Consider the following 26180-nt stretch of genomic DNA (forward strand, 5'->3'; position numbering starts at 1 on the left):
AGGTTCGCTGATAGGTGCGGTGAGAAACATCGTGTCGGCTGCGGCACCCCACGCGGTGAGCCATGCACTTGTTGCGTCGGCTTTGGCGGGTGCCTGGATCGGGGGCGGTGGATCAGCAGCGCTTGGGCGGCGTGGCCATCGACGCCACCAGGTCACAGCTGCTTTCTCGGGGGAATGCCTGGGTGCGGTTCTTGGGGCAGGTGCCCCGTCCCCGTCACTCATCGGTGAGCACAGCAGCCGAGGTCTCGTCGTGCTGCGCTGCTACCCGAAGGAAGTCCGCTGAGGTGAGCAGCTTGACCCGGGGGCGCCCGGCAACTCGTCCAGCACTTCGTTCTGCCTCATTGATGCGCCGCCATCCTTCGGCGGTGATCAGGTCGGGCTGACGTTGCCTGAGCAGCTGCGCCAGTTGTGCTGGGTCTTGGACGGGGGTCGGAAGGCCGGGCCCGTCGATATCGCTGAGCAGGGAGGCGATGGTCTCGGCGGCGTCGGAGCGGTTGGTGCCGATGACACCGGTTGGGCCTCGTTTGATCCAGCCTGTGCAATAAAGCCCCGGCAAGGGGAGACCCGTTTTGGCATCGACGACTCGCCCACGGTCGTGGGGGATGACGCCGGCGGCGTGGTCGAAGGGCATGCCGGGCACTGCGCGTCCGCGGAAGCCTATGGCGCTGATGACAAGGGACGTCTTGATGGACTGTGAGGTGCCGTCGGGGTGGGACAGCACGATCTCTGAGACTGCCCGCTCGCCGATCAGCCGGGTGGGGGTGAGCCGGTATCGCATCACGATCCGCCGGGGGGCGGTGCCGGTGCGCCGGGTTGCCTGCAGCAGGATTGCGCGCCGGCGCGCGAAGTCGGCCGCCTGCGCGATTCGGGACGTGGTGGGTTTGTATTCTGGGTCAGAAAAATCTGCAGGGTTGGTGACTAGATCGACCTGAGGAAGATGGGACAAGGCGAGCAGCTCTGCGGTGCTGTAGGCGGCGTCGGCGGGCCCTCTCCGTCCGATGACTATGACTTCTTCGATGCCACTGGTCCGCATTGACGCGAGCGCCCGGTCCGATATTGATGTCTTTGACAGCAGAGTGGTCGGCTGGGTGAGGAGGCGTGCTGCGTCGAGCGCGACGTTGCCGTTTCCGATAACCACGGCTGTGGGCCCGGACAGGTTGAACTCGTGTTCGGCGTAATCGGGGTGGCCGTTGTACCAAGAGATGAATTCCCGTGCGGTCACCGACCCCGCAAGACCCTCCCCCGGTATGCCAAGTCGGCGATCCTCTGATGCTCCTGCAGCCCAGATGACGGCGTGGTGGTGACGCTGCAGTTCCTCGACGGAGATGTCTCGCCCGACTTCAACGTTGAGATAGCTGGTGACATTCGGCCGGCGGAGGACTCGATCGAAGGTGTCGCCGATGAGCTTGGTCTGGTCGTGGTCGGGTGCGACGCCGGTGCGGACCAGCCCGTGCGCCATGGGTGTCTTTTCAACAATGGTGACGGAGACGCCCGGGATCTCACTGAGCTGCCCTGCGGCGTAGAGCGCCGATGGTCCCGCTCCCACGATCGCAACTTTGAGGTTCTGTTGTGGCTGTGGCAGCCGGCGCCGCTCAATCGGAAGCGGTTGCACGTCCTTCAGTGGGTGAGCGGTGAAGTAGTCGGCGTTGATGGCCCGGAATTCCGCCTGCGACGGTGAAAGGTCAGCTTCGTGGACGATGGCCTCCACGGGGCAGGCAAAGGCGCAATTCCCGCAATCGATGCATGTGCTCGGGTCGATGTAGAGCTGCTCGGTGGTGGTGAACTCTGGGTCCCCCGGGCGTGGGTGGATGCATTGCACGGGGCACACCGGGACACAAGAGGCGTCGTCACAGCAAGCCTGGGTGATGACGAAGGTCATGCGTGTCCCCCTTGGTGGCACCGTTACCTGTCGTGAGTTCTTGGTTGATGCGGTGCGGTGGCCTTCGTGCGGTGGCGAATAGCTAGCCTGGCTGCCGGCTACCGTTCCCGACGAGGTGGTGATGTTGGTGGCGCCGTCTGCTCTTAGGTCTGCACGGCGACCGGGTCGCCGACGGCTATGGGGCCGGGGTCCAGGACATCGGCGTAGGTCCCGTACAGCACCCCCGGGCCCCAGTCGCTGATCATCGGCCCGCGCAGTCTGCTGATGCGCTGCTGCACGAGCAGGCCGCGATGACCGTCCTCTGGCCGGTATTCCACAGCTATGCAGCGGGGCACCCCGCCGCGCAGTCGAAGCCGACAGGACCCCACGGCCAAGATGCCGTCCCAGCTGTCCTCAATGAACGGGACAGAGCCTAGGTCGAGGGTGAGGTTGAGCCGGAACCGGCGACGGTCCAGTGGATGTCCGTTTAGTTCGGTGCCGAGTGCAGCCAGGGAGGCTGTGGACTGCAGCGTCACCGGGTGGACGTCATGTCCACCACCTGCAACGGCGCAGTGCACTAGGCGCACGTGTCGTCCGGCGACGTCTGAGAGCACCTCATCCCACGGTCCCGGCGCCCACCGGCCCTCGACCATGCGTTCGTCGAACTCGAACGGTCGAACGTCCCCCACGTGGTGGACCGTGGCCGAGCATTCTGTTGTGTCACCGCTGCCCAGTGAGAAGACGCCACTGGAGTGGTCATAGGAAGTCCAATAGCCAAGAAAGGCAGGGTCTCTGGGGACCGAGTAGAGCCGCTCGTCGATGTCGACGAGGAAGAACTCCCGGTTGCCGACGATGCCGGTGGATGCCACGTGGACTGCAGGTACCTGACTGAGCGCGAACCCTTTGGTTGTGGCGATATCCAGCCGGGCGACTGAGCCGAGCACCGCGGTGTGCGATGTCATCGGAGGCCGCCCTCACCGATCATCAGGTGCGCACAGTGTCCATGGCTGCGAGCTGCTTGTGCGACGACCGGTGGGTGAGCTCCCCCGCGCGATCCATCATGACCAACGGTCATCCGCGCAAGGCGCGAAGCACCTGCTCGGGGGTGATGGGGATGTCGTGCAGCACCGTGCCGGTGTGGGACAGGGCGTCATTGACGGCGTTGAGTACGGCGGCGGGTGCCGCGATCAGGCCGGACTCTCCCATGCCCTTGATGCCGCCGGGCGTATGGGAGGAGGGCGTCTCCAGGTGGTGGATCTCGAAAGGGGGCGAGAAGTCCATGCTCGGCATGTGGTAGTCCAGCAGGGTGGTGGTGACCAGCTGACCGGAATCGTCATAGACAAGGCGCTCGAGCAGCGCCGCCCCGATGCCCTGGACGACGCCCCCGCGTATCTGGCCCTCGACGATGTCTGGGTTGATTACCGTGCCACAGTCCTCGACCGAGAAAACCTTCTCCACAGTCACAAAACCGGTCTCTGGCGCGACCTCGACGATCATGGCGTGGCCGCCGTTGGAGAAGATCGGCCGCGCAGGGTCGTAGGCGAGGGTGGCTTCCAGGGTGGGGTCGAAGTCCGCGGGCCAGGCGCTCTGGTCGAAGTAGACCGCGGTGGCCAGGTCGATGATGGACACCGAGGACCCGGGCACGCCCAGCACCACGGCCGCACCGTCGACCAGGTCGATGTCGGCGGGGTCCGCCTCGAGCATGCTCGCCGCTAGCGCAACGAGCTTGGTGCGGATGACGTTGGATGCTCGTAGGACTGCTCCACCGGCGATGACCGCACCGCGACTGCCCACCGTGCCGCTCCCCCAGCCGTAGGTTGTGGATTCAGCGGCTCGAACGGTGATGGCTTCAAGTGGCACACCCAGCGAGTCGGCAACGACCTGGGCCATCGTCGTGCGGTGACCCTGACCTTGGGTGGTAAGCCCGATGGTGACGGTCACGCTGCCGTTGGGCTCCATCTTCACTGTGGCGGTGTCGTGGTAGATGCCCCCGAGGTCGTGGGCCTTGCCCATCGCCGTGCTTTCGCCGCTGCTTTCGACGAAGACGCTCAATCCGAGCCCGATGAAGCGGCCCTCGGCGCGGAGCGCAGCCTGACGCTCGAGGAAGGCCGGGTAGTCGACCATGCGCTCGAGTTCGTCGATGGTCTGCAGCCAGCTGCCTTCGTCGTACACGATTCCCTGCGGGTTGGTCCACGGGAACTCGCGCACCACACTGCGCCGGCGGATGTCGAAGGGGGAGAGCTTGAACGCCCTGGCTGCGTCGTCCATGAGGCATTCACGGACGAGGGTGCCGGCCATGTATCCCACACCGCGGTAGGCCCCGATGGGGGTCTTGTTCGTGGCGGCGGCTTCGTAGGTGAGATCGGCTGCGGGGATGTCGTACACCCCTGTGGGGGTGACCATCGCCGTGCACCATGGCTCGACGCCCATCGACCACGGTGGCTGGTGGTAGGCCCCCCCGTCGCCGGTTGCGCGAATTCGCACACCTGTGGCCCGTGCGTCGGAGTCGAAGGCGTAGGCGATGTCGATGAACTGCTCGTGGGCGTGGGTAGCAGTCATCAGGTTTTCGCGACGGTCCTCGACCCACTTCACCGGCCGGTCAAGCTCGCGGGCCAGCAGCGGCAGCAGCATCTCCTCCGGGAAGATGTGGGCCTTCTGTCCGAACCCACCGCCGGTGTCAGGTGTCAGCACCTCGCACTCGTTCTCCGGGAAGCCGAGGTACGCGGTGAGGCAGTACTTGATGTAGTGGGGCATCTGCGAGCCGGTCCACAGGCGCAGCCGGCGACTGGTCCAGTCGTAGCTGGCGATGACCCCACGGGTTTCCATGGGCCCAGCCGACAGGCGACCGCTGTGGAAGGTCGCTTCGATGACGCGTGCGGCGTCGTTGAATGCGCCTTCGACATCACCGAGGACCTTGCCTCCCCGGAGGGCGACGTTGTCGGGCAGCTCCTCGTTGGCGGACGGGCCGCCTTCCAACGCCGACCGCGGGTGCAGAACCGGCTCAAGCGGCTCGTAGTCCACATCGACGAGGTCGCAACCGTCCTCGGCCACGTACCTGCTTTCCGCGACGACCACTGCGACGGGTTCCCCCACGTAGCGGACGATGTCTCGGGCGAGCAACGGCATCGTGGTGGCGAAACATCCTTCGACTTCCAGCTCCCCGACGATGCCTTCGCAGAACTTCGCGGCATCTTCTCCGGTCCATACCGCGACGACCCCGTCGAGCGCACGGGCCTCGTCGGTGGTGACCCGCGTGATGCGGGCATGAGCAGCAGAGCTACGAACGAAGCAGGCGTGCAGTTCACCGGGCAGAACGATGTCGGCCAAGTACTGCCCGCGACCAGTCAGCAGTCGCGGATCGTCCCCTCGGGGGACGCGGGCGCCGATGCTCCGGGCGGCGATAGAGGGCGACTGAGAGTGCGGGAAGCTCATGACGGCTCCTTGGCCGCGGCCTCTTCGACCGCATCGATGATCGGGGAGTAGCCGGTGCACCGGCAGTAGTGGCCGGACAGCGTCTCAACGATGTCCTCCCGCGTCGGCTGGCCTTCCTCCAGCAGCGCTGTTGCGCTCATGAGGAAGCCCGCTGTGCAGAAACCGCACTGCAAGGCATGGTGCTTTTGAAAGCACGCTTGCAGGGGACTCATCTCCCGCCCGCTCGCCAGGCTTTCCACCGTGCGGATCTTCTTGCCGTCGGCTTGGACGGTGAGCATCAGGCAGGAGCGAGCCGGTTCGTCGTCGATGAGGATCGTGCAGGCTCCGCACACGCCGTGCTCGCACCCGACCTTGGTGCCGGTGAGCCCCAGCTCGTCACGCAGGAAATCCGACAGCGTCAGGCGTGCCATGACGCTGCGCTGATAACGACGCCCGTTGACCTCGACCTGGACTGAGACGTGCTCGGCTGGTTGCGTCATGCCTGACCGGACCTCTCCCCCGCGGCCCGCAGGGCGCGCTGGAACAATGTGGTGGTGATGTCTCGCCGGTAGTCGGCTGATCCGTGGATGTCCGAGGTGTAGGACAGCTCAGCTGCCAGAGCAGTGATCGCGTCGTTGCTGTCGGCGGGGGCACGTCCTTCCAGTGCTGCCTCGGCTTCGGGGGCACGGGTGACGCTGCCGGTGGCCCCTGCGACAGCGAGTCGGACATCGGTGATAAGCCCATCTGACAGCTGGTAGGTCATCGCCAGGATGGACAGTCCGTAGTCACCGTGGCGACGCTGGTGCTCATCCACCCAGATCTCGCGTCCGTCGATGGGCAGTGACACCGAGGTGATGACCTCATCCGGTTCCAGGGAGGTCATGAATGGGCCCATGAAGAGGTCGCCGGCGGAGATGGACCGGCTACCTCCGGTGCCGGTGACCTCGACGTGGCCGTCCATGGCGAGCAGGACTGCGGGCCACTCGGCTGCCGCATCGGCATGGGCCACTGCGCCGCCGATCGTGCCGCGGGTCCGAACCTGGGGATGGGCGATCAACGCGGCGGCCTCGGCGATCGCCGGCGCTACATCTTGAACCAGCGGGGAGCGCTCGATGGATCTATGGGTCGTCATGGCCCCGAGCCGGAGAACGCCCTGGTCGTGGGTGATACCTGTCAGGGCGGGCACTAGCCGCAGGTCGACCAGGGTCGTCGGTGCGGCAAGACGCAATGCGAGCAGGGGTACGAGGCTCTGCCCGCCTGCGAGCAGCTTCGCGTCCTCGTCATCGGCGAGCAGGCTGCATGCCTCAGCCACGGTGTTCGGCGCGGCATAGGCAAATACGGGGGACTTCACTCTCACACCTCCAGTGGGCGGCAACGCGTGTCCGTCGGGCCCGGAAATCCGACAGTAAATCCGGCAACACAGCTATCGACGTTCAGATGACAGACGTTGGTGACCCGCATCACCCGGAATCCGTAAACGGCTGAGGGTTGCGGTGGCCGTTGGCCTGAAGTGCCCCTACCTGCCTGGGGGTTGCAGGCGTGGTTGTTGGCGGCGCTCGGCTCGTGCGGTGTCAGTGAGTGATCGGACTACCCGGCGCCGGGGTCGTGCGTGCACCGCCGGCCCCGGGGTCGTGGCTGCCGTGATTAGAACCGGCGGTCGAGTAGCACGGGGAAGCTCGCGCGTGCAGTGTCGACTCCGCCGAGGTCTAAGACCATGCTGAGGACCTCCTCGGTGTCGCCGGCTTCGGCCAGCACACGACCTTGGGCATCGACGATCATGCTGTGTCCGCCCATCGTGACCCCGGCGTGTGTGCCGGCGGTATTGCACGCCAGGACAACCACTTGGTTTTCCACTGCCCGTGCCTGCGCGAGGACCCGCCAGTGGTCGACGCGCGCTTTGGGCCACGCCGCGACAAGGAACAGCACCTGCATTCCGTTGTAGGTCAGCATGCGGAATAGTTCGGGGAACCGGAGGTCGTAGCAGGTAGCCAATCCGGTTGGCACCGACCGACCCGCCAGGTCAAGCTCCACGGTGGCTACCTGGTCCCCCGCGGTGAGCAGCTGAGGCTCCCCCTCGCTGAAGCCGAACCGGTGCATTTTGCGGTATGTCGCTGTGATCTCGCCGTGGCGGTCGATCACTACAGCGGTGTTGTACAGGGCACTCGAGTCAGCTGGGCGTTCGATTACGGATCCGCCGTGGAGAACCACCTGTGCGTCACGGGCCGCCTCGCGCAGCGCGGAGATTGTTGGTCCCGTCAGCGGCTCAGCCTCCTCCTGCCATGACTGATAGGAGAAGCCGCCGTGAGCCCACAGCTCGGGCAACACCACCAGATCAGCGCCTTGCTGCTGCCGAACTAGATTCGCCACCCGCTCGACGCGTCGAGCTAGAGGTTCCTCATCGCCATAGGCGACCTGCAATAATCGAATATCGGTCGAGGCCGGCGGCGAGCCGCTCAAGCCCTTCGCCTCCCCAAGAGGAATGCGATGGCGGCGCCGAGTACGACCGCGAACAACGGGACCGGCTGCTGCAGCTTGCTCAGCGCGATGCTGCGTGCGAGCGGGAGGATGGCCAGTGCGTCGTCCTCGTCTGCCACGGGTGCTGCGTGGGGCACCTCGGTGGGCACAGACGACGTCACCAGTTGCGGCTTACCCTCGCCCGAGGGCAGCCCGCCGGTAGCGGTCGCTGGCGGCGTGGTCGCCGTCGCGTCCTGATCGCCGGTCTGGTCCTGCTGCACCATAGCTTCCAGGCGGGTGGCGAATGTCTTGAGCAGAGCGGCGCTGACGTCGGTGATGACGCCGCGCCCGAACTGCGCAATCTTGCCCGACAGGTTGAGGTCGGTGATCACCGTGACGTGAGTTACGTCCCCCTTGTCCAGCAGGGTCGCAGTGACCAGGGCCTGCGCGTCACCACCTCCGCGAGCTTCTCGGCCCTTCGCGCTCAGCACAGCGCGGTACTCGCCCTCGTCGAGCTCAAGGAATCGGGCAGTGCCCTTGTAGTTGGCGGTGATCGGACCAACCTTGATCTTGGCCTGGCCGAGGTAGTCATCGCCATCGCGTCCGGTGATGGAGGCACCGGGCAGGCAGGGCCCGACCTTCTCTAGGTCCGAGAGCAGCCGCCAGGCCTCATCTACCGGCACGGACACGTCGAACTCATTGGTCAACTGCATTGTCAACGCTCATCTCTGGTCTGGGGTCGGGACACAGCAGGCTCAACCCGCGACGACGGTGGGCAGGCCGAATCGATTGGCGGGGTCACCAGGTGTGAAGCTGCCGCCGTGCTGCAGGACGTCGGCCATGCGCCGGACCTTCTGCAGGTAAGCGCGTCCAACGGGTAGCTGCTGGGCTTCCCACCGGTTAAGTGCCTCATCAAGGTCGTCCCCGCCATCAGTTAGCGCAGCAACCAGGGCCCAGGCGTCGGCGGCGGCCTTCGCCCCTCCAGCTGCTGCGTGCGGCCGCGGGGTGACAGCCGCGTCGCCGATCAGCACGCACCTGCCCACGCGCATCTGAGGCACGTCTGCATCGGCGATGACCGTGACGAAGGGTTCTTCGGCGGCGTGCAGCAGCTCCACGAAGGTGTTAGTCAGTCGCTCGCTTGCTCGAGAGTGGAACTCGGCGAGCAGTTCTGGCCGCAGGTCGTGGTGGTGGACCGAGGTCGGTCGGCGCACCCCGTTGCGGTCGGTCATCAGCTCGTCCAGTTCGGGCCCAGCGGGGACGTTCCAGTACCACTGGTAGTTCAGTGCCCTCCTGGTGTGCCCGTCTGCATCGACTACCGGGATGGGGTAGGCGATCAGATGCCCGTCGTCCAGGAGGCCGTAGGTGAACGTGTCGTCGAAGAAAGCGCGGGTGGAGGCCGACAGCGCGTCCAGCTCTGCTAGACCACGCCAGGTCACGTAGCCCGCGTACTCGGGGGTGATCCCGAGCAACTGACGACGGCCGGCAGATGCTCCGCCGTCGGCGAGTACAACGAGATCGGCCTGGGCCGTTTCCCCACTGCTGAAGGTGAGGTCGACCTGGTCCCCGTGGTCGACCAAGCGCTCCAGGTTGCAGGAGAAGTGGTAGCGCTCTAGGCCGAAGTTCTCTAGCAGCCGATGGTAGAGAGCATTGTAGGAGGTGAATCGCCAGCTGTCATCGGTCGCACCGATCAGCGCACCGCTGGAGGCGTCGACGTATCTCATGGACGACGAGGGGACGCTGATGTCCTCCAGAGTTGTCGTGGTCCTCTCCAGGAGAAATCGGACGAGCTCCGGTTGTACGACGATGCCCGTGCCTAGACCCGAAAGAGGACCGGGGGAACGCTCATAGACATCGACCTGGTAGCCGGCGTCTCGGAGCAGCCCGGCGGCTGTCATTCCTCCGATCGACCCTCCGACGACGGCGACCCGCGTGCTGGTGGTCCGTCCGCTGGGGATGGTCATGTCGTCGGGTGGAAGGGGATCGCTAGCGGCCGCAGGGGGGCACCGCTAGCGCCGCGGAGCCGGATGGGGGCGGCGATGAAGGCACACTCGTTGACGCCGTCGCGGGCAAGCTCCTCCAGGTCGATCAGTTCGATCATCGGGACGCCTGCTTCGGCGAGGAAGTGGCAGTGCCCGGGCAGCCAGTTGTCTTCCTGCTCTGAAGGTCCGACCTCGACGCATTCCTGGTCGGCGGCGACGGCGGCGATCTTCTGCTCGGTCAACCACCTGGCCGCTGCCAGCCCCACCCCAGGGGGGTTGCCCAGCACCTTGCTGCCGTCGGGCCAGAAGGCCATGCGTCCGGTGCGGATCAAGGCCACGTCGCCGGCCTGCAGCTCGGTCCCGATTCGCTCGAGGCACCCCTGCAGGTCCTCGATGGAAATCGCGTAGGACGGGTCGAGGCAATCCACGCCCTTGAGCCCAGCCACGTCGAACAGCACCCCGCGGGTGACGATCGGGGGGATCTGCTCGGCGCCACCACGGGTCCAGTTCCGGCTGCCCAGGTGCTCATCGACCTTGAAGTTGTTGTAGATCTCGCCGTCGACACCGAAGTGGTTGAGCGCGTCGATGTGGGTGCCGGTGTGGGTGTACATGAACACGACATCCCCCGAGTAGCAGACGTGTCGGTTCACCTCGGATCCCACGCCGTTGAGGTTGTCTACGACCGTTCCCTGCGGGGTGTGGCTCATGAACAGCTGGTAGGCCGGGTCGCCGGCGGCCTGGAAGCTGGGCATGCCGACGAAGTAGTCGATGCTGAGGTCATAGACGCGTCGACCATCTGCTCGAGCAAGCACGTGGGCGGCGCGGGCGGGGTCCAGGTAGTTCAGGGCACCGAGCTGGTCTTCCGGTCCCCACGGGCTTGTCGTGACCTTGATGTTCGCGCGAGCTGGCGCGTCGGTCATCGGGTCTCTCGCTCGAAGTCGACGACCGCTCGGGCGGCGAGCTTGGGCAGTAGCTTGCCGACGACCTCGGCGTGGAAGGGGTCGACCGAGTACTCCTCGAGACCGGCCCAATCGTCGAAGTCGTTGATCAGCACGCCATCCCAGGGCGTCCCGTTTTCGCCCGGGTCGCCGGTGTGCTTGCCCAGCTCCCAGCTGCGGATGCTGGACATGCCCTTCAGCGTGTTGAGCAGGCTGATGACCTCATCGGGGTCGTTGCCTTCGGCGACCTGCCACATGAAAACGTGCCGGATCATGCTGCACTCCTCGAGGTTCGCGACTCCGCCAGTTGCTGGCGGCAAGATGAAGTCTGCGAGGAGCTGTTGCTGGGTCCTATTGCATCCTTCGCACAACTGGGCGCGGGCTTGTCGCAATCGCGCAACCCAGCTGTTGCCTGGTAGCAAACCGGCGGGGTCGGGCTCCGGGTAACCGGAGTCCGACCCCGCCGAGGGGTCCTGCAGCCCTGAGGTCAGCTGGTGGCGTGGTCCTCGGGCTGCGGGGGGGTGAGTGCCGCGCTGACGGCGTCCACGATCTGTTGGTAGCCGGTGCAGCGACACAGATTTCCGGAGATCGCATCTCGGATCTCTCCATCGCTGAGCTGCTCACCGGCGTCGACGACCGGCTGCAAGGTCATCAGGAAGCCAGGGGTGCAGAACCCACATTGCAGTCCGTGGCATTCGTTGAAGGCACGCTGCAGTCGGTTGAGCTGCCCGTCCTCAGCGAGACTCTCGACAGTACGCAAGCTGTGTCCATCAGCCTGGACGGCGAGCATGACGCAGGCACGCACCGGCTCCCCGTCGAAGTGGATGGTGCATGCGCCACAGACGCCGTGCTCGCAGCCAACATGGGTTCCGGTTAGCCGCAGTTCATGACGGATGAAATCCGTTAGGAGCATCCGCGGCTCCACCGACCGCCGGTATCGGTTGCCGTTGACCTCGACTTCGATGTCGCGCTTCACGCGGTCCCCGCCTTTGCCTTGTTTGCTGCTGTCATCACCGCACGGAAGGTCATCTCACGAATGACGTCACGTCGGTACTGCACGTCGCCGTGCACATTCCCCAGGGGGCTGATGTCGGCTGTGGCAACCCGGGCGGCTTCGCGGACTGTGTCCTCGGCGAGGGTGCTGTTCTCGAGCACGGCGGCCGCGGCCTTGGACTCCTCGGGGCGCATTCCCGCTCCTAGCAGCCCGACCCGGGCGCTCCGACAGACACCTTCGGCGTCCAGCTCGACGATCGCTGCACCGCCGCCGATGGCGTAGTCACCGTGCCGGCGGGCGAACTCCTGGAAAGAGGCCCCGGTGATCGTTCCCGGTTCGGAGTGACGGTCCGGGATGATCACCTCGGTGATGATCTCGTCTGGCTCGAGGCTGGTCGTGAAGATCGACACGAACAGGTCGTCCACTGCAACCTCACGTTGTCCGCGGGTCGAGCGGGCGACGACTCGGGCATCGCTCATGAGCAGGACGACGGGTACTTCGGCGGCAGGGTCGGAGTGAGCCGTCGTACCGCCGATGGTTCCTCGGTTGCGAATTTGCGGATGCGCGACGTATCCCAAGGCCTCGGTCAGCAGTGGGTGGCGTTCGGCGACCAGGGCATGGCCGGCGACGGTGCTGTGCCGGACAAGGGCTCCTATCCGCAGCTCCCCCGCAGCGTCGTGGATGTGGGCCAGCTCGGCGACGCCGTTGAGGTCGACGAGCAACGACGGCGCCGCGAACCGAAGGTTGAGCAAGGGGATAAGGCTCTGCCCGCCTGCCAGCAACTTTGCGTCGTCACCACCGTCGGCGAGCAACTGGGCGGCGTCCTCCACCGTGGAGGGTGCCTCGTACTCAAACGCTGGAGGCTTCATGACCGCCCCTCCGGATCTTCTACGTCATGCACCGTGTCCTGCACTTGGCGGCTCCTTCTCACTCGCCCGCAGCAGACGCAACGAGGGGGCGTCATGTGTGGGGCAGGTTCAACCTTCCCTGGCGGGCTCCGGTGTGATGTCTCTGCTCTCGGACAAGCCGCACGCACCGTCGTCAGGATTCCGCAGGGAGATCACAACGGAGCGGGTCCGAGAACCTGGTCCTGCAATGCGACGAGGTCTGCGCGCTCCTGCTCTTGCAGGAGCGCGTACATGCGCAAAGCGATGGACAGTTCATCTCGCGAGGTGGCGATCGACCTGTCCAGGATTTTCTCGGCGGACCTGAGTCGGTAGGCCACCGTTCGCTCGTGCACGCCGATGACCGATGCCGTGGATGCGGCGTTCTGCCCACTGGCGAAGTAGGCACTGAGGGTCTCTCGTAGGACCTTGGCTCGCTCGTCGGCGCGGTAGAGAGGGCCCAACTGCTCCACGATGAAGTCGCGGACAGCCGGGAGGTCTCGCAGAACCAGTGCCTCCAGCGCGACCGAGGTGTACCGGGTCACTGGCTGCGGGTGGATCTGAGCGACCCGGTATGCCTGCCACGCCTGCCGGTAGGAGCGCTGCATCCCATCCAGGTTGTCGCCGTACTGGCCAACGGCCAGGAACGTCTCGGGAGCTGTCTCCAGGGCAGACAGGTCCTCATCGGAGGATATTTTGGTATTGGGCCTGCCGAGCCATCCCACGACGGTGCCGGCCGCACCGGAGACAGTGAGTGATTGCCAACCCAAGGATGCTGCGGCCTTCTTGATGGCGGCCTCGGGCGCGGTCCCCCAAGCGATCACGCTGACGTGCCGTCCGCGCAACGAGTACCCGAGTGCGGACTCATCCACGGGGATACCAGCGAGCAGGTCGCGGACCAGCGCCCGCCGTTTACGGTCCCGTCCCTGCAGATAGAAGGCGCGGTATTCCTGTTGGTATGCCTCGATGATGGAGGCGTTGACCCGGTCGTTCCAGATGAACTGGTACTGGCTGATGTGTCGCAATACCGGCAGGCGCTGCGACGATTGGGGCATCAGCTCATCTGCTACCTCGAGGATGCAGTCCCAGGTCAGGGCCTGGCCGACCCGCGAGGTTCGCAGCAGTGCGTGCAGGTCGACGTCGGCTTGGGCCGCTAGCCGTGCCTCGCGCAGGCGCGCATCCGAGGCACGCTCGGGAGGAGGCCGTTCCTCGGTCACTCCATCGAGGATGTCTCGGATGGAGCTGCTGATGGATTCGGTCTCCCCGGCCCTCAACGCCGGGTTGTCACGCAGGTAGAACTCCGGGATCTCATCGCGCAGACGACGTGCGATCCTCGTGGTGAGTTCGGGCAACCGTTCCCGTACCCCGTCGGCCACGGCCTGCAGGTCGTCTTCGAGTGTCACTTGCCGAGCGTACGAGCAACCACGTCAGTCGTCCGGTGCCTGGATCGCCTCATCGGCAGCCTTCCTGCCGCCAGCGCCGAGCACCGGAGGGCAGTGGCCCGGCGCCGTGGGGTGGGTGGGTGGCGCTGCACTGCACGCGGCTTGCAGCGGTCCTCGCAGCAGGTTTCACCAGTCATGCGTGGTGGGCCGGACCGGGCCGCTCGGGGGCGCCGCTCAGGATGCTGGTTACTGCATTGTCTGCTGTCTCCAGGGCGCCTTCGATGTAGCCGGGGAACTGCAGCGACACGTCGGAACCGATGAAGTGGACCCTGCCGTGCGGCTCCCCCAGGCCCTTGTGGATCTGGCTGAACTGCCCGATGTAGGGCGATACCCAGGGGCCACCGAACAGCGGGTCGGCCGCCCAGTCGTGGTATTCCACGCCGTGCACTACAGCCTCGGGGACGTAGTGGTGGACTGCGGCGGCCACGGCGACCTCGTCGGTGGGGTCGAAGGAGTCTGAATCGGTGAACGCGACGAGGAACCGCCCGCCGTCTGGGGTTGCCATGTAGTCATAGACGGTGGGGAACACGCCATCACCGGTGCACGACAACCCTGCTGGCACACCCGTGACGTGGATGATGAGCTTGAGTCCACGGCAGGCATGGCCTCGGGCCACGGCAGCTGCCCTCCTGGATGGCAGCGCGGGCTCCAGTGTGATGTTGCGCCAGGTGTTGAACGGGGTCGCGATCACCACGTGAGTAGTGCGGTGGCGCTCCCGCTCCCCCGCGCGCTCGACGAGCACCTCGTAGGTGCCGTCCTCTTGCCGAGTGACCTCCGTGACCAGTGCCCCCTGAACGATCTGGGGCACGTCAGCGGCCATGGCCGCTACCAGTTCGTTCATGCCGGCGGGAACGATCTCGTCGAGGGACAAGACGACGCCGAGCACGCTGTATCCGTGGGCGGCCACCTGCTGCAGAGCCCACAGTGCGGAGGACTTGGAGGGGTGCTGCCCCAGCATGTTCCAACTCCACGAAAGCACCAACTGCTTGGCGACCGGGCCCAGACCGAGCGTCTCTACGTAGTCGGTGAGCGGGATGTCCAAGTCGTCGAGGTTCTGGTTCTCCAGGCCAGCCGTGATGTCGATGCGGTGTGCATCCCGAAGCATCCGGTAGGAGCCGGTCTCGACCGATGTCGCTTCCTCACCAGGGACCGGGAAGGCCCGGTCGTAGTCACCCGATCCCAGGCGGTTGCGGAAGTGGGTGGCCTCGGGGGCGGGTGCTGTGGGGACGCTGTAGCGGTCCAGTTCCCCGGCCAACCGCGGGTGGTGGTGCCGTTCCAGGTAGGTGCCACCGATCTCGACCTGGACCTCGGGGAACAGTTCAGACGCCCGGGTGTAGGCCCGACCACCCAGGCGATGCCCCCCCTCGAAGAGGACCACCGAGGAGCCCGCAGCTGCAAGATCCCGGGCGGCTCGTAATCCAGCGAATCCTCCGCCGACAACGATGACGTCGTATGCCACTGGGTTCTCCTTCGAACGGCTGCAGCTGCGGTGTTCCCGGCTCCGAGGCTTGGGATGGGTGGAGTATCCGGACATGCGGGGTGGGACGACTGTTCGCGTTCCGGCAAAGGCAGCGGTCCCGCTTGTGCCTTCCCGCACGGCACGGTGAGCTGTCACCGGTCCCGTGGACCGTCCTCGTCCTGATCTGCATGGCCGCACCCTGATCGCCCGCCCCACGGATCGGCGGCGTCAGTATCAGCGGCGGTCCCGGCTCGTGGGCCGGCTGTCTCGTGCGGGCGGCACGCTTGTCGAGGCCGGGCAATCCTGAGCTTGGGCTTTCGGTTTGCAGCAAGCAGCTGACCCTGCTCGGCGGTCAATATTGAGGTTCAGCCCACTTAGCGGAAGGTCGGCGCCTGCATGACTGCCACCAGCTCCAGCCCTGCCCCGCAGGTCCCGCACGTCGGGGGCCGGACGCCACGGATCGAGGACCGTCGACTCCTGCGGGGTAAGGGTTACTACGTCGATGACGTGCACCTGGCTGGTGCGCTGGCGATGCGGGTTGTCCGGGCGACGAGCGCTCACGCGACCATTTCTGCCATCGACACGGAAGCGGCTCGCTCGCTGCCTGGCGTTCGGCTGGTGCTGACCGGTGAGGACACCCGGCATTTGGGTGTGATCCCCATCGAAGAGATCGGGTACCACGAAGGCTTCCCTGAGTTGGACACGTTTGGTCACCCCGTGCTGGCCGTGGACAAGGTCCTCTACGTGGGCCAGCCGGTCGCCGTGGTGGTGGCCGAGGATCCCTACCTGGCCGAGGACGCTGCTGAGCTCGTGAGCGTCGACTACGACGACCTTCCTGTGTTGTTGAACCCCGTTGAGGCCGCCGGCTTCAGCACCCCGCTGCATGCGGGTGGCAACGAGCCGGCACGGTTCGTCAAGGAGTACGGCGATGTCGAGGCAGCTTTCGCCGCGGCTGCGCATGTGGTCACGGGGGAGTTCGAGATCGGCCGTCACACGGGGATCCCGATGGAGACGCGGGGTTGTGTCGTAGAGCCGAACCCGGCTCGTGATGAGCTGTGGATGTGGGGTCCGGTCCATGTGCACGACTCCCGTCGTGTCATGGCCAAGGTGCTGGGTATGCCGCAGAGCAGCATGCGGATGCGTCACACCGACGTCGGCGGCAACTTCGGCGTCCGAGGCGGCGCATTTCCTGAGTACATCCTGGTGGCCCACGCCGCGCGGATTCTTGGCGAGCCCGTGAAGTGGATCGAGGACCGAGTCGAGCACATGGTGGGCATCTCTCATGCCCGCGAGCAGGTCCACCACATCTCGGGTGCCTTCGATGCTGAGGGCAAAATCCTCGCGCTCCGCGATGAGATCTGGCACAACCATGGTGCCTTCATGCGCCAAGCTGAGCCGCTGGTCAGCGACATCACCGCGGGCATGATCGTGGGCCCGTACCGAATTCCTGCGTTGTCCGCGGAGTTGCATGCGGTCTTGACGAACAAGACTCCGCTGGCGGCCTACCGGGGGCCGGGTCGCTTTGAGGGGACGTTCGCTCGGGAGAGGCTGTTCGACCTCGCGGCGAAGGAGATGGGTATCGACCCGGTCACCATCAGGCTCCGCAACCTTCTGACTGCTGCTGACTTGCCTTGGGAGCCGGGCCTGGAGATCGCATTCGAGCCGTACTCCTTCAATTCCGGTGACGTACTGGACCACGTGCAGAAGGCTCTGGCAGCCGCCGACTACGACGCGTGGCGGGAAGAGGCCGCAGCAGCGCGTGCCGAGGGGCGTCTGGTGGGCAACGGTGTTGGTCTGCTGATGGACAAGGCTGGCCTGGGTCTCTACGAGACGGGGTCCGTCGAAGTCGATGAGGCCGGTCGTGTCCGAATCTTGACCGGCGCATCTTCGGTGGGTCAGGGCATCGAGACGGTGTTGGCTCAGATTGTCGCCGACCAACTCAGCATCAATCCCGATGTGATCGACGTGTTGCACGGAGACACCGACCTAGTGCCCGATGGGGTCGGTTCATGGTCGAGTAGGTCCACGGTGCTTGCCGGCGGTGCAGCACGCATCGCGGCGATCAAGACTCGCGAAAAGGCCTTGGAGTTGGCCAGTGAGATGCTCGAGGCTGACGTCGCTGATTTGGAGCTCACCGAGGGTCGAGTTCAGGTGGTGGGGTCACCGGGCACATCATTGAGCCTGGGGGAGATTGCGCAGCGTTTCGACAACTTCACTGCCCGGCTGGCCGGCAAGGAGCCCGGGCTGGGGGCCGACGCCGTTTATCTCGATGACCACATGAACTACCCCTATGGCATCACGCTTGTTCAGATCGAGGTCGACCCCACTACGGGGGGTCACACCATCCGCCGCTTCTTTGTCAGCACCGAAGCTGGGAAGGTCATCAATCACCTCACCACGGAGGGGCAGATCATCGGGGCCGCTGCCCAGGGCATCGGCGGGGCCCTATTTGAGGAATTCCTGTACGACGAGGCTGGGCAACCACTGTCGACGTCGTTCATGGACTACCTGATTCCCACCGCTGAGGTGATCCCACGCGTGGATTACTTCATCACCGAGGACGCCCCAACCCCGAACAACCCGTTCGGCGCCAAGGGCCTGGGGGAAGTGGGGCTGATCGCGGTGGGCGCGGCGGTCGCTGGTGCTATTGATGATGCACTCGGCGGTGAGTTCCGCGTTCAACGCGTCCCTGTCCATCCGCAGGCTTTGTTCACGATGGCTCGCCAGGCCATGGCGGGGCAGGAAGGTACCGCCGTGGACGACGTCGCGGAATCGGATACGACCGCGTTGCAGATTCACCTGGGGACTCCGGCAACCGACGACTGATGGCTGAGGGGTGCGCGGTGATGGGGGCTGCACACCGGGTGTAGGCCAGGCCTCCGCCTCACTTGTGTCGGCGACCTTGCCTGGCACCGCGGCGCTGCTTGCTGCCCACAGCTAGGCAACCCCACCGCGCGCAGGGCGCTTTGCGCACGGCTGCGAGCTGAACGCTGGCGGCATTCATATGGCGCTGGCGCCGCTGTGGCCGGCCGCGCACACCCGCTGCTCCAGGTGCTGTTCGACGATGACCAAACGAGCGGATCGAGGTAGGGACATGACCACCGAACCGCAGGGCGAACCCGTTCGCGACGAGCTGGAGTTTCGCCGCAAGTCCACCTACATCACTGACCGGATCACTGCAGATGGTTCCGGAGACTGGCCGGTAGAGGCGGGTCGCTACCGGCTGGTCGTCGCTCGAGCATGTCCGTGGGCAAACCGGGCCATCATCGTTCGTCGACTGCTTGGCCTGGAGAATGCTATCTCCCTGGCGGCGTGCGCGCCCACTCATGACTCGCGCAGCTGGACGTTCGGCTCGCACGCAGGGGACCTGGATCCTGTGCTGGGCTATGAGCGACTGCAGCAGGCCTATCTGGCTAGGTTTCCCGACTACGACCAGGGCATCACTGTGCCGGCGCTGGTCGATGTCCCGTCTGCTGCCGTGGTGACCAACGACTTTGCACAGCTGACGTTGGACTTCTCTACACAGTGGACAGGGCTGCACCGCGCTGGGGCTCCCGACCTCTATCCCGAGCCGCTCCGGGACGAGATGGACGCTGTCATGCAGCGCATCTTCAGCGACGTGAACAACGGGGTCTACCGATGTGGCTTTGCGCAGTCGCAGCAGGCCTACGAACGCGCCTACGAGCGTCTTTTCAGCGCGTTGGATTGGTTGTCCGAACGCTTGGCCACGAACAGGTATCTCATGGGTGGATCGGTCACTGAAAGCGATGTGCGGCTATTCGTCACGTTGGTTCGGTTCGACGCTGTCTACCATGGTCACTTCAAATGTAACCGCCACAAGCTGACTGAGCTGCCGGTCCTGTGGGCATATTGCCGCGATCTCTTCCAGACTCCGGGGTTCGGTGACACGGTGGACTTCCTCGAAGCCAAGCAGCACTTCTATCTCGTGCATGCTCACATCAACCCATCGGGGGTCGTGCCCAACGGACCCGATCTGAGCAATTGGTTCACTCCGCACGGCCGGGAAGCCCTCGGAGGCCGCCCGTTCGGAGATGGGACTGCCCCTGGACCGGCCCCGGCCGGTGAGGCAGTACCTCCCGGTCACGGCGTCGTCTGAACCGTCACCGCGGGCTGCTGCGCCCGACTGAGCGCCGGACCTGTGGCAATGGCGGGTTGCCACCGCGCCGCACAGGAAAGCTGACCAGGCGGGGCCGGACCATCAAGGGGCTCGGGGCGCATGAGCCCGCGGTCGCCGACCACATGAAGCGCTCAGCAGGCGTTGACCACGATCTGCGCGGCCGGTGACCGTTAGCAGCCGGACAACGCGCGCGGCATAGCGCTGGACTGGCCGGCCGGCCGGGGTGGGCGTGCATGAAGGCGCTGCCCTCCACCCGAGCGGCGGTGGAGGGCAGCGCGGTCTCTCGGCGGCCCTTCAGGACCGCGGCTTGAGCTGCTCTTCGAGCCAGTCGACCATTTCGATGCGCGGACGCGGCCCGAGGTTGTGGCAGCAGTGGTCCCCGTCGGGCTCGATCACGATGGTCAGGGGGGCGTCGACCGCCAGCTGCTTGACCACCTCGACCTCACTCACCGGAACCTCGTCGTGCATACCGTGCTGGATGTACGTCGGGACGCGTAGCTTGTGCAGCTCGGAGCGGACGTCCATGAGGGTCATGACCCGCTCGCGAGACTCCTCATCCGTTGATGACGCGGTGACGTACTTCCAGCTCTCCTTCGTCATCGGGGTCTCTTCGTCGTAGGAATCCATGTCGGCGAACCCGCCCCAGGAGATGCAGGCGATGAACCTGTCATCCAGGGCTGCGCTGCGCAGGGCGTAGTGCCCACCGAGGCTGCGACCGACCACGGCGATGCGCGAGGAATCGATCTCTGGGAGCTTCTCTGCGTAGTCGACCACTGCGGAGGTGTAACGCTCGTAGTCACCGCGCAGCGGGACCTCCGGGAACATCTCGCCCTGTCCGGGGCCGTCGAAGGTGACCGTGGCAATGCCGCGGGCCAGGAGCTGCTGCTCAAACTGGTAGCTCTCCTCCTTCGTGGACTCGAGACCGCCCAGCAGCACCGCGGTGGGGAACGGGCCCTCGCCCGTCGAGGGGGTTCGGACGTAGCCAGGGACGGTGGCACCGTCCACGGTGACCTCGAACCGATCCGCCGGCGGGTTCAGCAGCGGGGCTGCGCGGCGGTAGAGCTCGACCTTGCGCTCCTGTCCGGCTCGACGTCGGTCGTCGAACCACAGGAACTGGGCGTACTGCGCAGCGAGCGAGCCCAGGACGAAATACTCGCCGGCGCTGATGGTGTGCCCACGGGACTCGGCTGTCTCGCCGAGTCGCTCGTAGTTGGCAGCCGTCTGCATCCAGTGCTCGAACCACGTCACGGACGGGTCACGATCCCGGGCGCTCACCAGGTCGGCGTAGGGGACTCCATCCAAGATGAGACGCCCCCAATTGAGCATCTCCTGCTCCGGCTGCAGCACCGCACTACCGCTGTTGTTCGTCACAAGGCCCTCTCCAGAACAATTCACCGCTGGTCGTGGCACGCTGCACTGTCCCGGCGACGCTGCCTAGTGGCGTGGCGTCACCGAATCCGAGGCGTGTGGACGTAAGTATCGATTGACCACCTGCTCTGCAGGCTTGCCCTCGGCAGACAAAGACGTCGTCTTGGTTGCGGATTCCGAGGAGGCTGACCGGCTCGACGCTTCGGACGCCGCCGATAGGTGGTCGGCGCAACGATGGGCCGCTGCCCCATATGTAGAGAGCCACAATGGCAGCGGCAGTCGACCGGGATGCCCCATTTACACCACCTGCGCCGGGGGTCTTTGCATCGCCCGGGCTCGCGCAGGATGTCGGTGGCGCCGGGCTGCTGCGGCGCGTAATCAATCGGGGGTGGCCGAGGCAACGGATGTTCTGCTGGGGCACCAGGCTGAACGGACCTCGGCTCGGCCACCACGAGGTGGTGGCCGAGCCGAGGTCAGTGACGGGCAACCCATCCACGGCACCTCCGGTGGAGGAGGGTGGCTACTGAGGGGCCCCAGACTTGCTGTCGCCAGCAAGTTCGGGCAGTTGCCGCTGGCAGCCGATGAGCCGGGGCGCTCCCGGGGTCTCCCGGCGTGGCGCGTTTGGGTCTGCGGTCGTGTTCAGTCGTCCTGGTGAAGTCCGGCGTACTTCTTAGGGGTGCGGCTGGTGTCGCGATGTGCCTTCATGCGCATGGGCACGACGATGAGCAATGCGAGGGCGATGGTGATCGGAGCCGCCCATGTCATGGCGTCGAACGACGTCCCGGTGGGGTTGAGAACCGCACTGAGCCACACGTAGCCGAAGCCAGCCCCGCCGATGACGGCGACAATCGCCGTTCCGGCCTTGAGCTCGTGCCGGCGGCCGAGCATGACGATCGCCCCGACGCAGATCAGCATGTACGGGATGACCCAGTAGTACGGGTACAGCGTGGCAACGTGGGCGTAGACGTCGAGCGGAGTGCCGCCGCTGACAGCTGCTAGGACGATCGGAACGATCGTGGAGATCACGGACACGACAACGATCGCGCGGACCGGGGTCCGACGCTTCTCATCGACGTGTCCCAGGGCGGTCGGGAGAAGCCCGTCGACGGCCATCGTGGCCCACACACGGGGCGCGTAGTTCATGAACCCGAGAACGACCGCGTAGCAGGTGATGGCCAAGAACAGGTCAGCTACCGGCGCCAGGACGCCGAGCCCTGCGTTGTCTGCCATCGCCGACAGGGGCGATTCACCAGCCGCAGTGGCGTCGGCGATGGCCGGCAGGACCGGCACGGTGAGGAGCGTGGCGACTAGCCCGACGCCACCGACGATCACCGGCACCAAAGTCATGAGTCGGGGGATGGTGCGCATCGGGTTCTTGGTCTCCAGAGCGGTCGCTGCGCTGGATTCGAAGCCGACGAAGAAGGTGGCCGACAGGACGATGCCGGCGAAGAACCCACCCCACGTGAAGTCGGTGAACGTGAACTGGTCACCGAAGGCGAACCCGTCGGTGAAGACGTTCGCGATGAGGACCAAGGCCACAATGGGCGCGGAGACGAACAGGAGGCCAATGCTCAGTCGGGTGGAGGTATCCAGCCCACGGATGGCGAACCAGGTGATGCTGAGCATGGTGAGGATGTAGATGACTGTCTGACCGCCCAGGCCGTTGGCCGCGGGCAGGTCGAAGACGGTGGCGATGAAGCTTCCGGTGTACACCCCGAACACCTGGAGGCAAACAATCACCCCGACTGCGTAACCGACGGCCAGCGAAGCCCCCGCCAGGGTGCTGGCCTTTACCCCGAGCACGTTGTCGATGTAGGAGTACAGCGCGCCAGACACCACGTAGCGCCGGGCGAAGGGCACGATCGCCAGGCCGATGAACGCGACGAGAACTGTTCCGGCAAGGACTGACAACCAGGCGCTGGAACCCGCTACCGGACCAGCCAGAGCTGGTGCGGTGGCGGCCATGAGTACGGGACTGAAGGTGACGACCGCAAGACCCAGGGCCTTGGGCAGACTCAGCGTGCCCTGCTGCAGGCCGCTCAGCTCCCCATGACCGGTTTCTTCGTGGCCGTCCCGTGCACCATCGGTGACGTCTGACGTCATTTCTTCTCCTCGTTAGCGGTGGCCAGCGCGGGAAGTATGAGAGTGATCACATGGCCCCACATGTCCTCTTCCCTGCAATATGTGCGCTCTTGATTGCTCATCTCAGCAACCGCCGGCGGGGGGCTGATCGCACCCGTGGCCCGGCTCGATGTAGCTGGCACGGCGTAGTCGCAGCTCACGGTGCCGCGCGTAAGCACCCACTCAGGTGGTCAGGCGTCGTGGGAGGCAGCCAGCTCACGTGGGGTGGCACGCGCAAGCGATGGGGGCGATCTCGGTCATCGCGCGATGGGGCCCGACCCTCAGCCCTCTCCCCCGCCCTAGGTTGAGGGTCCGGTGCCGGCCTCAGACATTGCGCGTAGCGATGGGGTGAAGGGCTTCTATCTGCCGCCCGACAGTCCGAACCCTGCATCGAGGGTGCAATCGCGGGCTCAAGGTTGCCGGATTTCGCAATCCCAGTACGTCCAGAGATGGTCAGGATTGGGGCTCCCGCCCGATGAACTGGAGGATCCACATGGCCGAGTTGAAGTCGGCGAGCGCAGGTTCAGCCTTGTTCGAGACCTGGCAGCCTGAGGGGGTGATCGTGCACAGCGGAGAGCCCGCAGGGCGCGGCTTCACCCTGCACGAGGACTACACCAACGGCTCGCGAGGATGCGGATTCTTCGAGTGCGACCCGGCGAAGACGACTTATGAGCTCACCGAGAACGAGATGATCTACGTCCTTGAGGGTGAGGCACGGATTGAGCTCGAGGACGGCAGTGCCATCGAGGTGAAGGCCGGCGACGCCGCCTTCTTGCCCAAGGGGCATATGTCGACGTGGACGTTCCACACCCGGTTCCGCGAGTTCTGGGTGCTCGCTGACTGAGCCTCTCCACGAGGCGGATCCGCGGTCACGGGGGCCGCGGATCCGACACGAACGGGCTCAGGTCGTAGGTTCCCGGCGCTGTTGGAACGTGGTCATCCGAACTCATCGGCCGTGATCAGCCTCGGTTGATCGGTGGATGGACCGGATCGTCCAGTATCCTTGGCAGTGCAGGCGTGTTGCCGGCCAATCTAGGAACTGAGCGTTGACCGTCCGCTCCTACCCTTGGGATGACCTCGCTTCAGCAAGAACTCGGCGGAGCTCGGCCACACCGGCATCTGAGGCGTGGTGCGCTTGTTCGATCTGGTCCAGGGTCCACTGCATCAGATCGACCGCAGCCTGCGAGTGGGCGGCTGGTTCCTTGAGCTGGATGACAGACGTACCGATGGCTCGGTGCCACTCTGGTCCCAGGCTCATGGTTAGCCCTCTCCGTGTCGTAGCTGAGCCCTCAACCCTACGGTCCCTGCAGCGATTTGTCTGACGCTGTCCGGGAACCACACCCGGTCACCGTCTTGCATGCATGTGCCAGAGGAGGGATGCCGAAGTGGGTGTTCGTTCCAATGCCGCGACGGCTGACTAGCTGGCAGCGGACCGCCCACAGGTGCGAAGGCAGCAACAGTTCACAAAGTGATCCCGGTTAGGACGAGCACCCGTTCCTCGGTGAGGTCCTCCATGGCTGCACGTACACCTTCTCGGCCCGTACCGGAGTCCTTGAGACCGCCGTACGGCATCTGGTCGGCCCGAAAACTCGGTACGTCACCGATGACCACGCCTCCGACCTCGAGCTCGTGAGCGGCGCGGAACGCCAACTGGAGGTCGTGGGTGAAAACGCCGGCCTGCAGTCCAAAGCGGCTGTCGTTGACTCGGTCGAAAGCCTCGTCGATGGAGTCGACTGTCTCCACGACGACGACAGGACCGAAAATCTCCTCGCGGGACACCTTGGCGTCCCGGGGCACATCGGTAAGCACGGTCGGGGTGTAGGCGGCGCCGGACCTGGTCCCACCGGTGAGGAGGGTGGCGCCAGCTGCAACTGCCTCCTCAACCCATACCTCGACTCGGCACGCGGCCACCTCGTCGATCAGGGGCCCTACGTCGGTGTTGTCATCTGCGGGGTCGCCGGTACCTAGCTGCTGCACCACCTCGACGATCTTGGTGGTGAGCTGTTCCGCGATCTCGCGGTGGGCGAATACGCGCTGCACCGAGATGCAGGACTGGCCGGCTTGGTACATGGCGAAGGTTGCAATACGCGCTGCTGCATGGGCGAGGTCGTCTTCATCCTGGTCGGGGGCTACGACCACGGCAGCGTTTCCCCCCAACTCCAGGGTGACGTGCTTGCGGGGAACGGCGTCGCGTATCGCCCAGCCCACGGGGACCGAGCCGGTGAAGGACACGACGGGTAGTCGCGGATCGGTCACCATGACGCTGGCCACGTCATTGGTGACGGGGAGAATTGACCACGCCCCCTTCGGAAGGTCGGTCTCGGCCAGGATCTCGCCGAGCAGCAGTGCCGTAAGTGGGGTTGCCGGGGCGGGCTTGAGCACGATTGGGGTGCCCACAGCGATGGCTGGCGCGACCTTGTGGGCGACTAGGTTCAGCGGAAAGTTGAATGGCGCGATGCCCAGCACAGGGCCGCGAGGCGCACGGCGAACGAGGGCCATGCGACCGGTTGCCGCCGGATCGGTGTCCAATCGTTGGACGCTGCCTGACCACCGGCGAGCTTCCTCGGCTCCCCAGCGAAAGGTCGAGGATGCCCGGGCGACCTCGATGCGGGCCCACTTCAGCGGTTTGCCTGATTCGGCGGTCAGGACTGCAGCGATCTCCTCGACGCGCGTCGACAGCTCCCGCGACACGTGGTCCAACGCAGCGGCACGGACATGCGCTGGGGCGGAGGCGCAGGTGGCCTGGGCTTGATGAGCGGTGGCGATGGCTGCCTCGACATCCTGCGGCACCGCCAGCGTGGTGCGACCGACGGCCCGGCCGTCATATGGTGAGAAGACCTCTAGGGGGTCATCACCTAGTTTTGGTTCGCCAGCGATCCAGTACGGCGTAGCCATCACTTGTCCTCCTGGTATTGAAGATGAGGCGCTGCTGGCTGGCCCTCGAGTGCGATGGTGGGCAAGGTGACATGGCGAGGCCGGCCCACAGATCCAATCCGCGCAGCTGGCCTGAGGCCTCGAGCGGGCCGCTCGGTATCCGATAGCCGACGACCCGCTCGCCTTCGGCTGCAGTGCTGAGGATGAGGGTGCAATTGCTGGGCGTTAAGTCGGCCCGGTTGAGCCCGCGTGGCGCTGCC

At 65.5% G+C, this 26180-nt stretch carries 20 protein-coding genes; 3 read left to right on the forward strand and 17 right to left on the reverse strand.

Annotation, left to right across the window (positions count from 1 at the left end; genetic code table 11):
* Positions 1–214 precede the first annotated feature (214 nt).
* The 14 genes from UXQ13_RS07855 to UXQ13_RS07920 all read right to left on the reverse strand — a co-directional run bounded on the left by UXQ13_RS07855 (position 215) and on the right by UXQ13_RS07920 (position 15419).
* The gene (locus tag UXQ13_RS07855) at positions 215–1879 is read right to left on the reverse strand and encodes an FAD-dependent oxidoreductase (RefSeq protein ID WP_225234102.1); all 1665 of its coding nucleotides are present in this window, start codon (positions 1877–1879) and stop codon (positions 215–217) included.
* 143 nt (positions 1880–2022) lie between these two features.
* Positions 2023–2820: an MOSC domain-containing protein gene (locus UXQ13_RS07860; protein ID WP_225234101.1), complete on the reverse strand. Its 798-nt coding sequence runs from the start codon at positions 2818–2820 to the stop codon at positions 2023–2025.
* A gap of 109 nt (positions 2821–2929) precedes the next feature.
* Positions 2930–5290, reverse strand: a complete 2361-nt coding sequence (locus tag UXQ13_RS07865; protein WP_225234100.1) for a xanthine dehydrogenase family protein molybdopterin-binding subunit — start codon at positions 5288–5290, stop codon at positions 2930–2932.
* Positions 5287–5769, reverse strand: a complete 483-nt coding sequence (locus tag UXQ13_RS07870) for a (2Fe-2S)-binding protein (protein ID WP_225234099.1) — start codon at positions 5767–5769, stop codon at positions 5287–5289. Before UXQ13_RS07870 ends, UXQ13_RS07865 begins: the two co-directional genes overlap by 4 nt.
* Positions 5766–6620, reverse strand: a complete 855-nt coding sequence (locus tag UXQ13_RS07875) for an FAD binding domain-containing protein (protein ID WP_225234098.1) — start codon at positions 6618–6620, stop codon at positions 5766–5768. The genes UXQ13_RS07870 and UXQ13_RS07875 overlap by 4 nt, the downstream gene beginning before the upstream one ends.
* A 293-nt stretch (positions 6621–6913) precedes the next feature.
* The gene (locus tag UXQ13_RS07880; RefSeq protein WP_225234097.1) at positions 6914–7726 is read right to left on the reverse strand and encodes a carbon-nitrogen family hydrolase; all 813 of its coding nucleotides are present in this window, start codon (positions 7724–7726) and stop codon (positions 6914–6916) included.
* Positions 7723–8436, reverse strand: coding sequence for an SRPBCC family protein (locus tag UXQ13_RS07885; RefSeq protein ID WP_225234096.1), 714 nt, complete (start codon positions 8434–8436; stop codon positions 7723–7725). Before UXQ13_RS07885 ends, UXQ13_RS07880 begins: the two co-directional genes overlap by 4 nt.
* A gap of 42 nt (positions 8437–8478) precedes the next feature.
* Entirely contained in the window at positions 8479–9684 is a 1206-nt protein-coding gene (locus tag UXQ13_RS07890; protein WP_225234095.1) for an FAD binding domain-containing protein, read from the reverse strand.
* Positions 9681–10622, reverse strand: coding sequence for a cyclase family protein (locus UXQ13_RS07895; RefSeq protein WP_225234094.1), 942 nt, complete (start codon positions 10620–10622; stop codon positions 9681–9683). Before UXQ13_RS07895 ends, UXQ13_RS07890 begins: the two co-directional genes overlap by 4 nt.
* Positions 10619–10915 (reverse strand): Dabb family protein, encoded by a 297-nt coding sequence (locus UXQ13_RS07900; RefSeq protein WP_225234093.1) that lies wholly within the window; start codon positions 10913–10915, stop codon positions 10619–10621. Before UXQ13_RS07900 ends, UXQ13_RS07895 begins: the two co-directional genes overlap by 4 nt.
* 212 nt (positions 10916–11127) lie before the next feature.
* A complete protein-coding gene (locus UXQ13_RS07905) occupies positions 11128–11616 on the reverse strand; it encodes a (2Fe-2S)-binding protein (protein ID WP_225234092.1) in 489 nt (162 codons plus the stop codon).
* On the reverse strand, positions 11613–12503 hold the full coding sequence (locus tag UXQ13_RS07910; protein WP_225234091.1) for an FAD binding domain-containing protein: 891 nt from the start codon (positions 12501–12503) through the stop codon (positions 11613–11615). Before UXQ13_RS07910 ends, UXQ13_RS07905 begins: the two co-directional genes overlap by 4 nt.
* A 191-nt stretch (positions 12504–12694) precedes the next feature.
* A complete protein-coding gene (locus UXQ13_RS07915) occupies positions 12695–13921 on the reverse strand; it encodes a PucR family transcriptional regulator (protein WP_225234090.1) in 1227 nt (408 codons plus the stop codon).
* Between the two features lie 172 nt (positions 13922–14093).
* Complete coding sequence (locus UXQ13_RS07920) at positions 14094–15419, reverse strand: flavin monoamine oxidase family protein (RefSeq protein WP_225234089.1); 1326 nt, start codon at positions 15417–15419, stop codon at positions 14094–14096.
* Positions 15420–15815: 396 nt separating this feature from the next.
* On the opposite strand from UXQ13_RS07920, the gene UXQ13_RS07925 reads away from it, so the two are divergent.
* Together UXQ13_RS07925 and UXQ13_RS07930 are read left to right on the forward strand one after the other, a co-directional pair.
* Positions 15816–18245 (forward strand): xanthine dehydrogenase family protein molybdopterin-binding subunit, encoded by a 2430-nt coding sequence (locus tag UXQ13_RS07925; protein ID WP_225234088.1) that lies wholly within the window; start codon positions 15816–15818, stop codon positions 18243–18245.
* A 268-nt stretch (positions 18246–18513) separates the two neighbouring features.
* Complete coding sequence (locus UXQ13_RS07930) at positions 18514–19536, forward strand: glutathione S-transferase family protein (protein WP_225234087.1); 1023 nt, start codon at positions 18514–18516, stop codon at positions 19534–19536.
* Positions 19537–19851: 315 nt separating this feature from the next.
* On the opposite strand, the gene UXQ13_RS07935 is transcribed toward UXQ13_RS07930, so the two are convergent.
* Positions 19852–20928: an alpha/beta hydrolase family protein gene (locus tag UXQ13_RS07935; protein WP_318249996.1), complete on the reverse strand. Its 1077-nt coding sequence runs from the start codon at positions 20926–20928 to the stop codon at positions 19852–19854.
* Between the two features lie 636 nt (positions 20929–21564).
* The gene (locus tag UXQ13_RS07940) at positions 21565–23028 is read right to left on the reverse strand and encodes an APC family permease (protein WP_225234086.1); all 1464 of its coding nucleotides are present in this window, start codon (positions 23026–23028) and stop codon (positions 21565–21567) included.
* A gap of 511 nt (positions 23029–23539) precedes the next feature.
* Here UXQ13_RS07940 and UXQ13_RS07945 point away from each other — a divergent pair.
* Positions 23540–23890 carry a cupin domain-containing protein gene (locus UXQ13_RS07945; RefSeq protein ID WP_225234085.1) on the forward strand — a complete coding sequence of 117 codons (351 nt, stop codon included), beginning with the start codon at positions 23540–23542 and terminating at the stop codon, positions 23888–23890.
* A gap of 617 nt (positions 23891–24507) precedes the next feature.
* Here UXQ13_RS07945 and UXQ13_RS07950 read toward each other — a convergent pair.
* A complete protein-coding gene (locus tag UXQ13_RS07950) occupies positions 24508–25941 on the reverse strand; it encodes an aldehyde dehydrogenase family protein (protein ID WP_225234084.1) in 1434 nt (477 codons plus the stop codon).
* Positions 25942–26180: the final 239 nt, after the last annotated feature.

Source organism: Klenkia terrae (assembly GCF_037083865.1).
Lineage (GTDB): Bacteria > Actinomycetota > Actinomycetes > Mycobacteriales > Geodermatophilaceae > Klenkia > Klenkia terrae.

What these genes read in the sequence shown, in the direction of transcription:
- UXQ13_RS07855 (WP_225234102.1), bottom strand. Translation starts at nt 1,879, where the DNA reads ATGACCTTCGTCATCACCCAGGCTTGCTGTGACGACGCCTCTTGTGTC.
- UXQ13_RS07860 (WP_225234101.1), bottom strand. Translation starts at nt 2,820, where the DNA reads ATGACATCGCACACCGCGGTGCTCGGCTCAGTCGCCCGGCTGGATATC.
- UXQ13_RS07865 (WP_225234100.1), bottom strand. Translation starts at nt 5,290, where the DNA reads ATGAGCTTCCCGCACTCTCAGTCGCCCTCTATCGCCGCCCGGAGCATC.
- UXQ13_RS07870 (WP_225234099.1), bottom strand. Translation starts at nt 5,769, where the DNA reads ATGACGCAACCAGCCGAGCACGTCTCAGTCCAGGTCGAGGTCAACGGG.
- UXQ13_RS07885 (WP_225234096.1), bottom strand. Translation starts at nt 8,436, where the DNA reads ATGCAGTTGACCAATGAGTTCGACGTGTCCGTGCCGGTAGATGAGGCC.
- UXQ13_RS07890 (WP_225234095.1), bottom strand. Translation starts at nt 9,684, where the DNA reads ATGACCATCCCCAGCGGACGGACCACCAGCACGCGGGTCGCCGTCGTC.
- UXQ13_RS07895 (WP_225234094.1), bottom strand. Translation starts at nt 10,622, where the DNA reads ATGACCGACGCGCCAGCTCGCGCGAACATCAAGGTCACGACAAGCCCG.
- UXQ13_RS07900 (WP_225234093.1), bottom strand. Translation starts at nt 10,915, where the DNA reads ATGATCCGGCACGTTTTCATGTGGCAGGTCGCCGAAGGCAACGACCCC.
- UXQ13_RS07910 (WP_225234091.1), bottom strand. Translation starts at nt 12,503, where the DNA reads ATGAAGCCTCCAGCGTTTGAGTACGAGGCACCCTCCACGGTGGAGGAC.
- UXQ13_RS07925 (WP_225234088.1), top strand. Translation starts at nt 15,816, where the DNA reads ATGACTGCCACCAGCTCCAGCCCTGCCCCGCAGGTCCCGCACGTCGGG.
- UXQ13_RS07930 (WP_225234087.1), top strand. Translation starts at nt 18,514, where the DNA reads ATGACCACCGAACCGCAGGGCGAACCCGTTCGCGACGAGCTGGAGTTT.
- UXQ13_RS07940 (WP_225234086.1), bottom strand. Translation starts at nt 23,028, where the DNA reads ATGACGTCAGACGTCACCGATGGTGCACGGGACGGCCACGAAGAAACC.
- UXQ13_RS07945 (WP_225234085.1), top strand. Translation starts at nt 23,540, where the DNA reads ATGGCCGAGTTGAAGTCGGCGAGCGCAGGTTCAGCCTTGTTCGAGACC.
- UXQ13_RS07950 (WP_225234084.1), bottom strand. Translation starts at nt 25,941, where the DNA reads ATGGCTACGCCGTACTGGATCGCTGGCGAACCAAAACTAGGTGATGAC.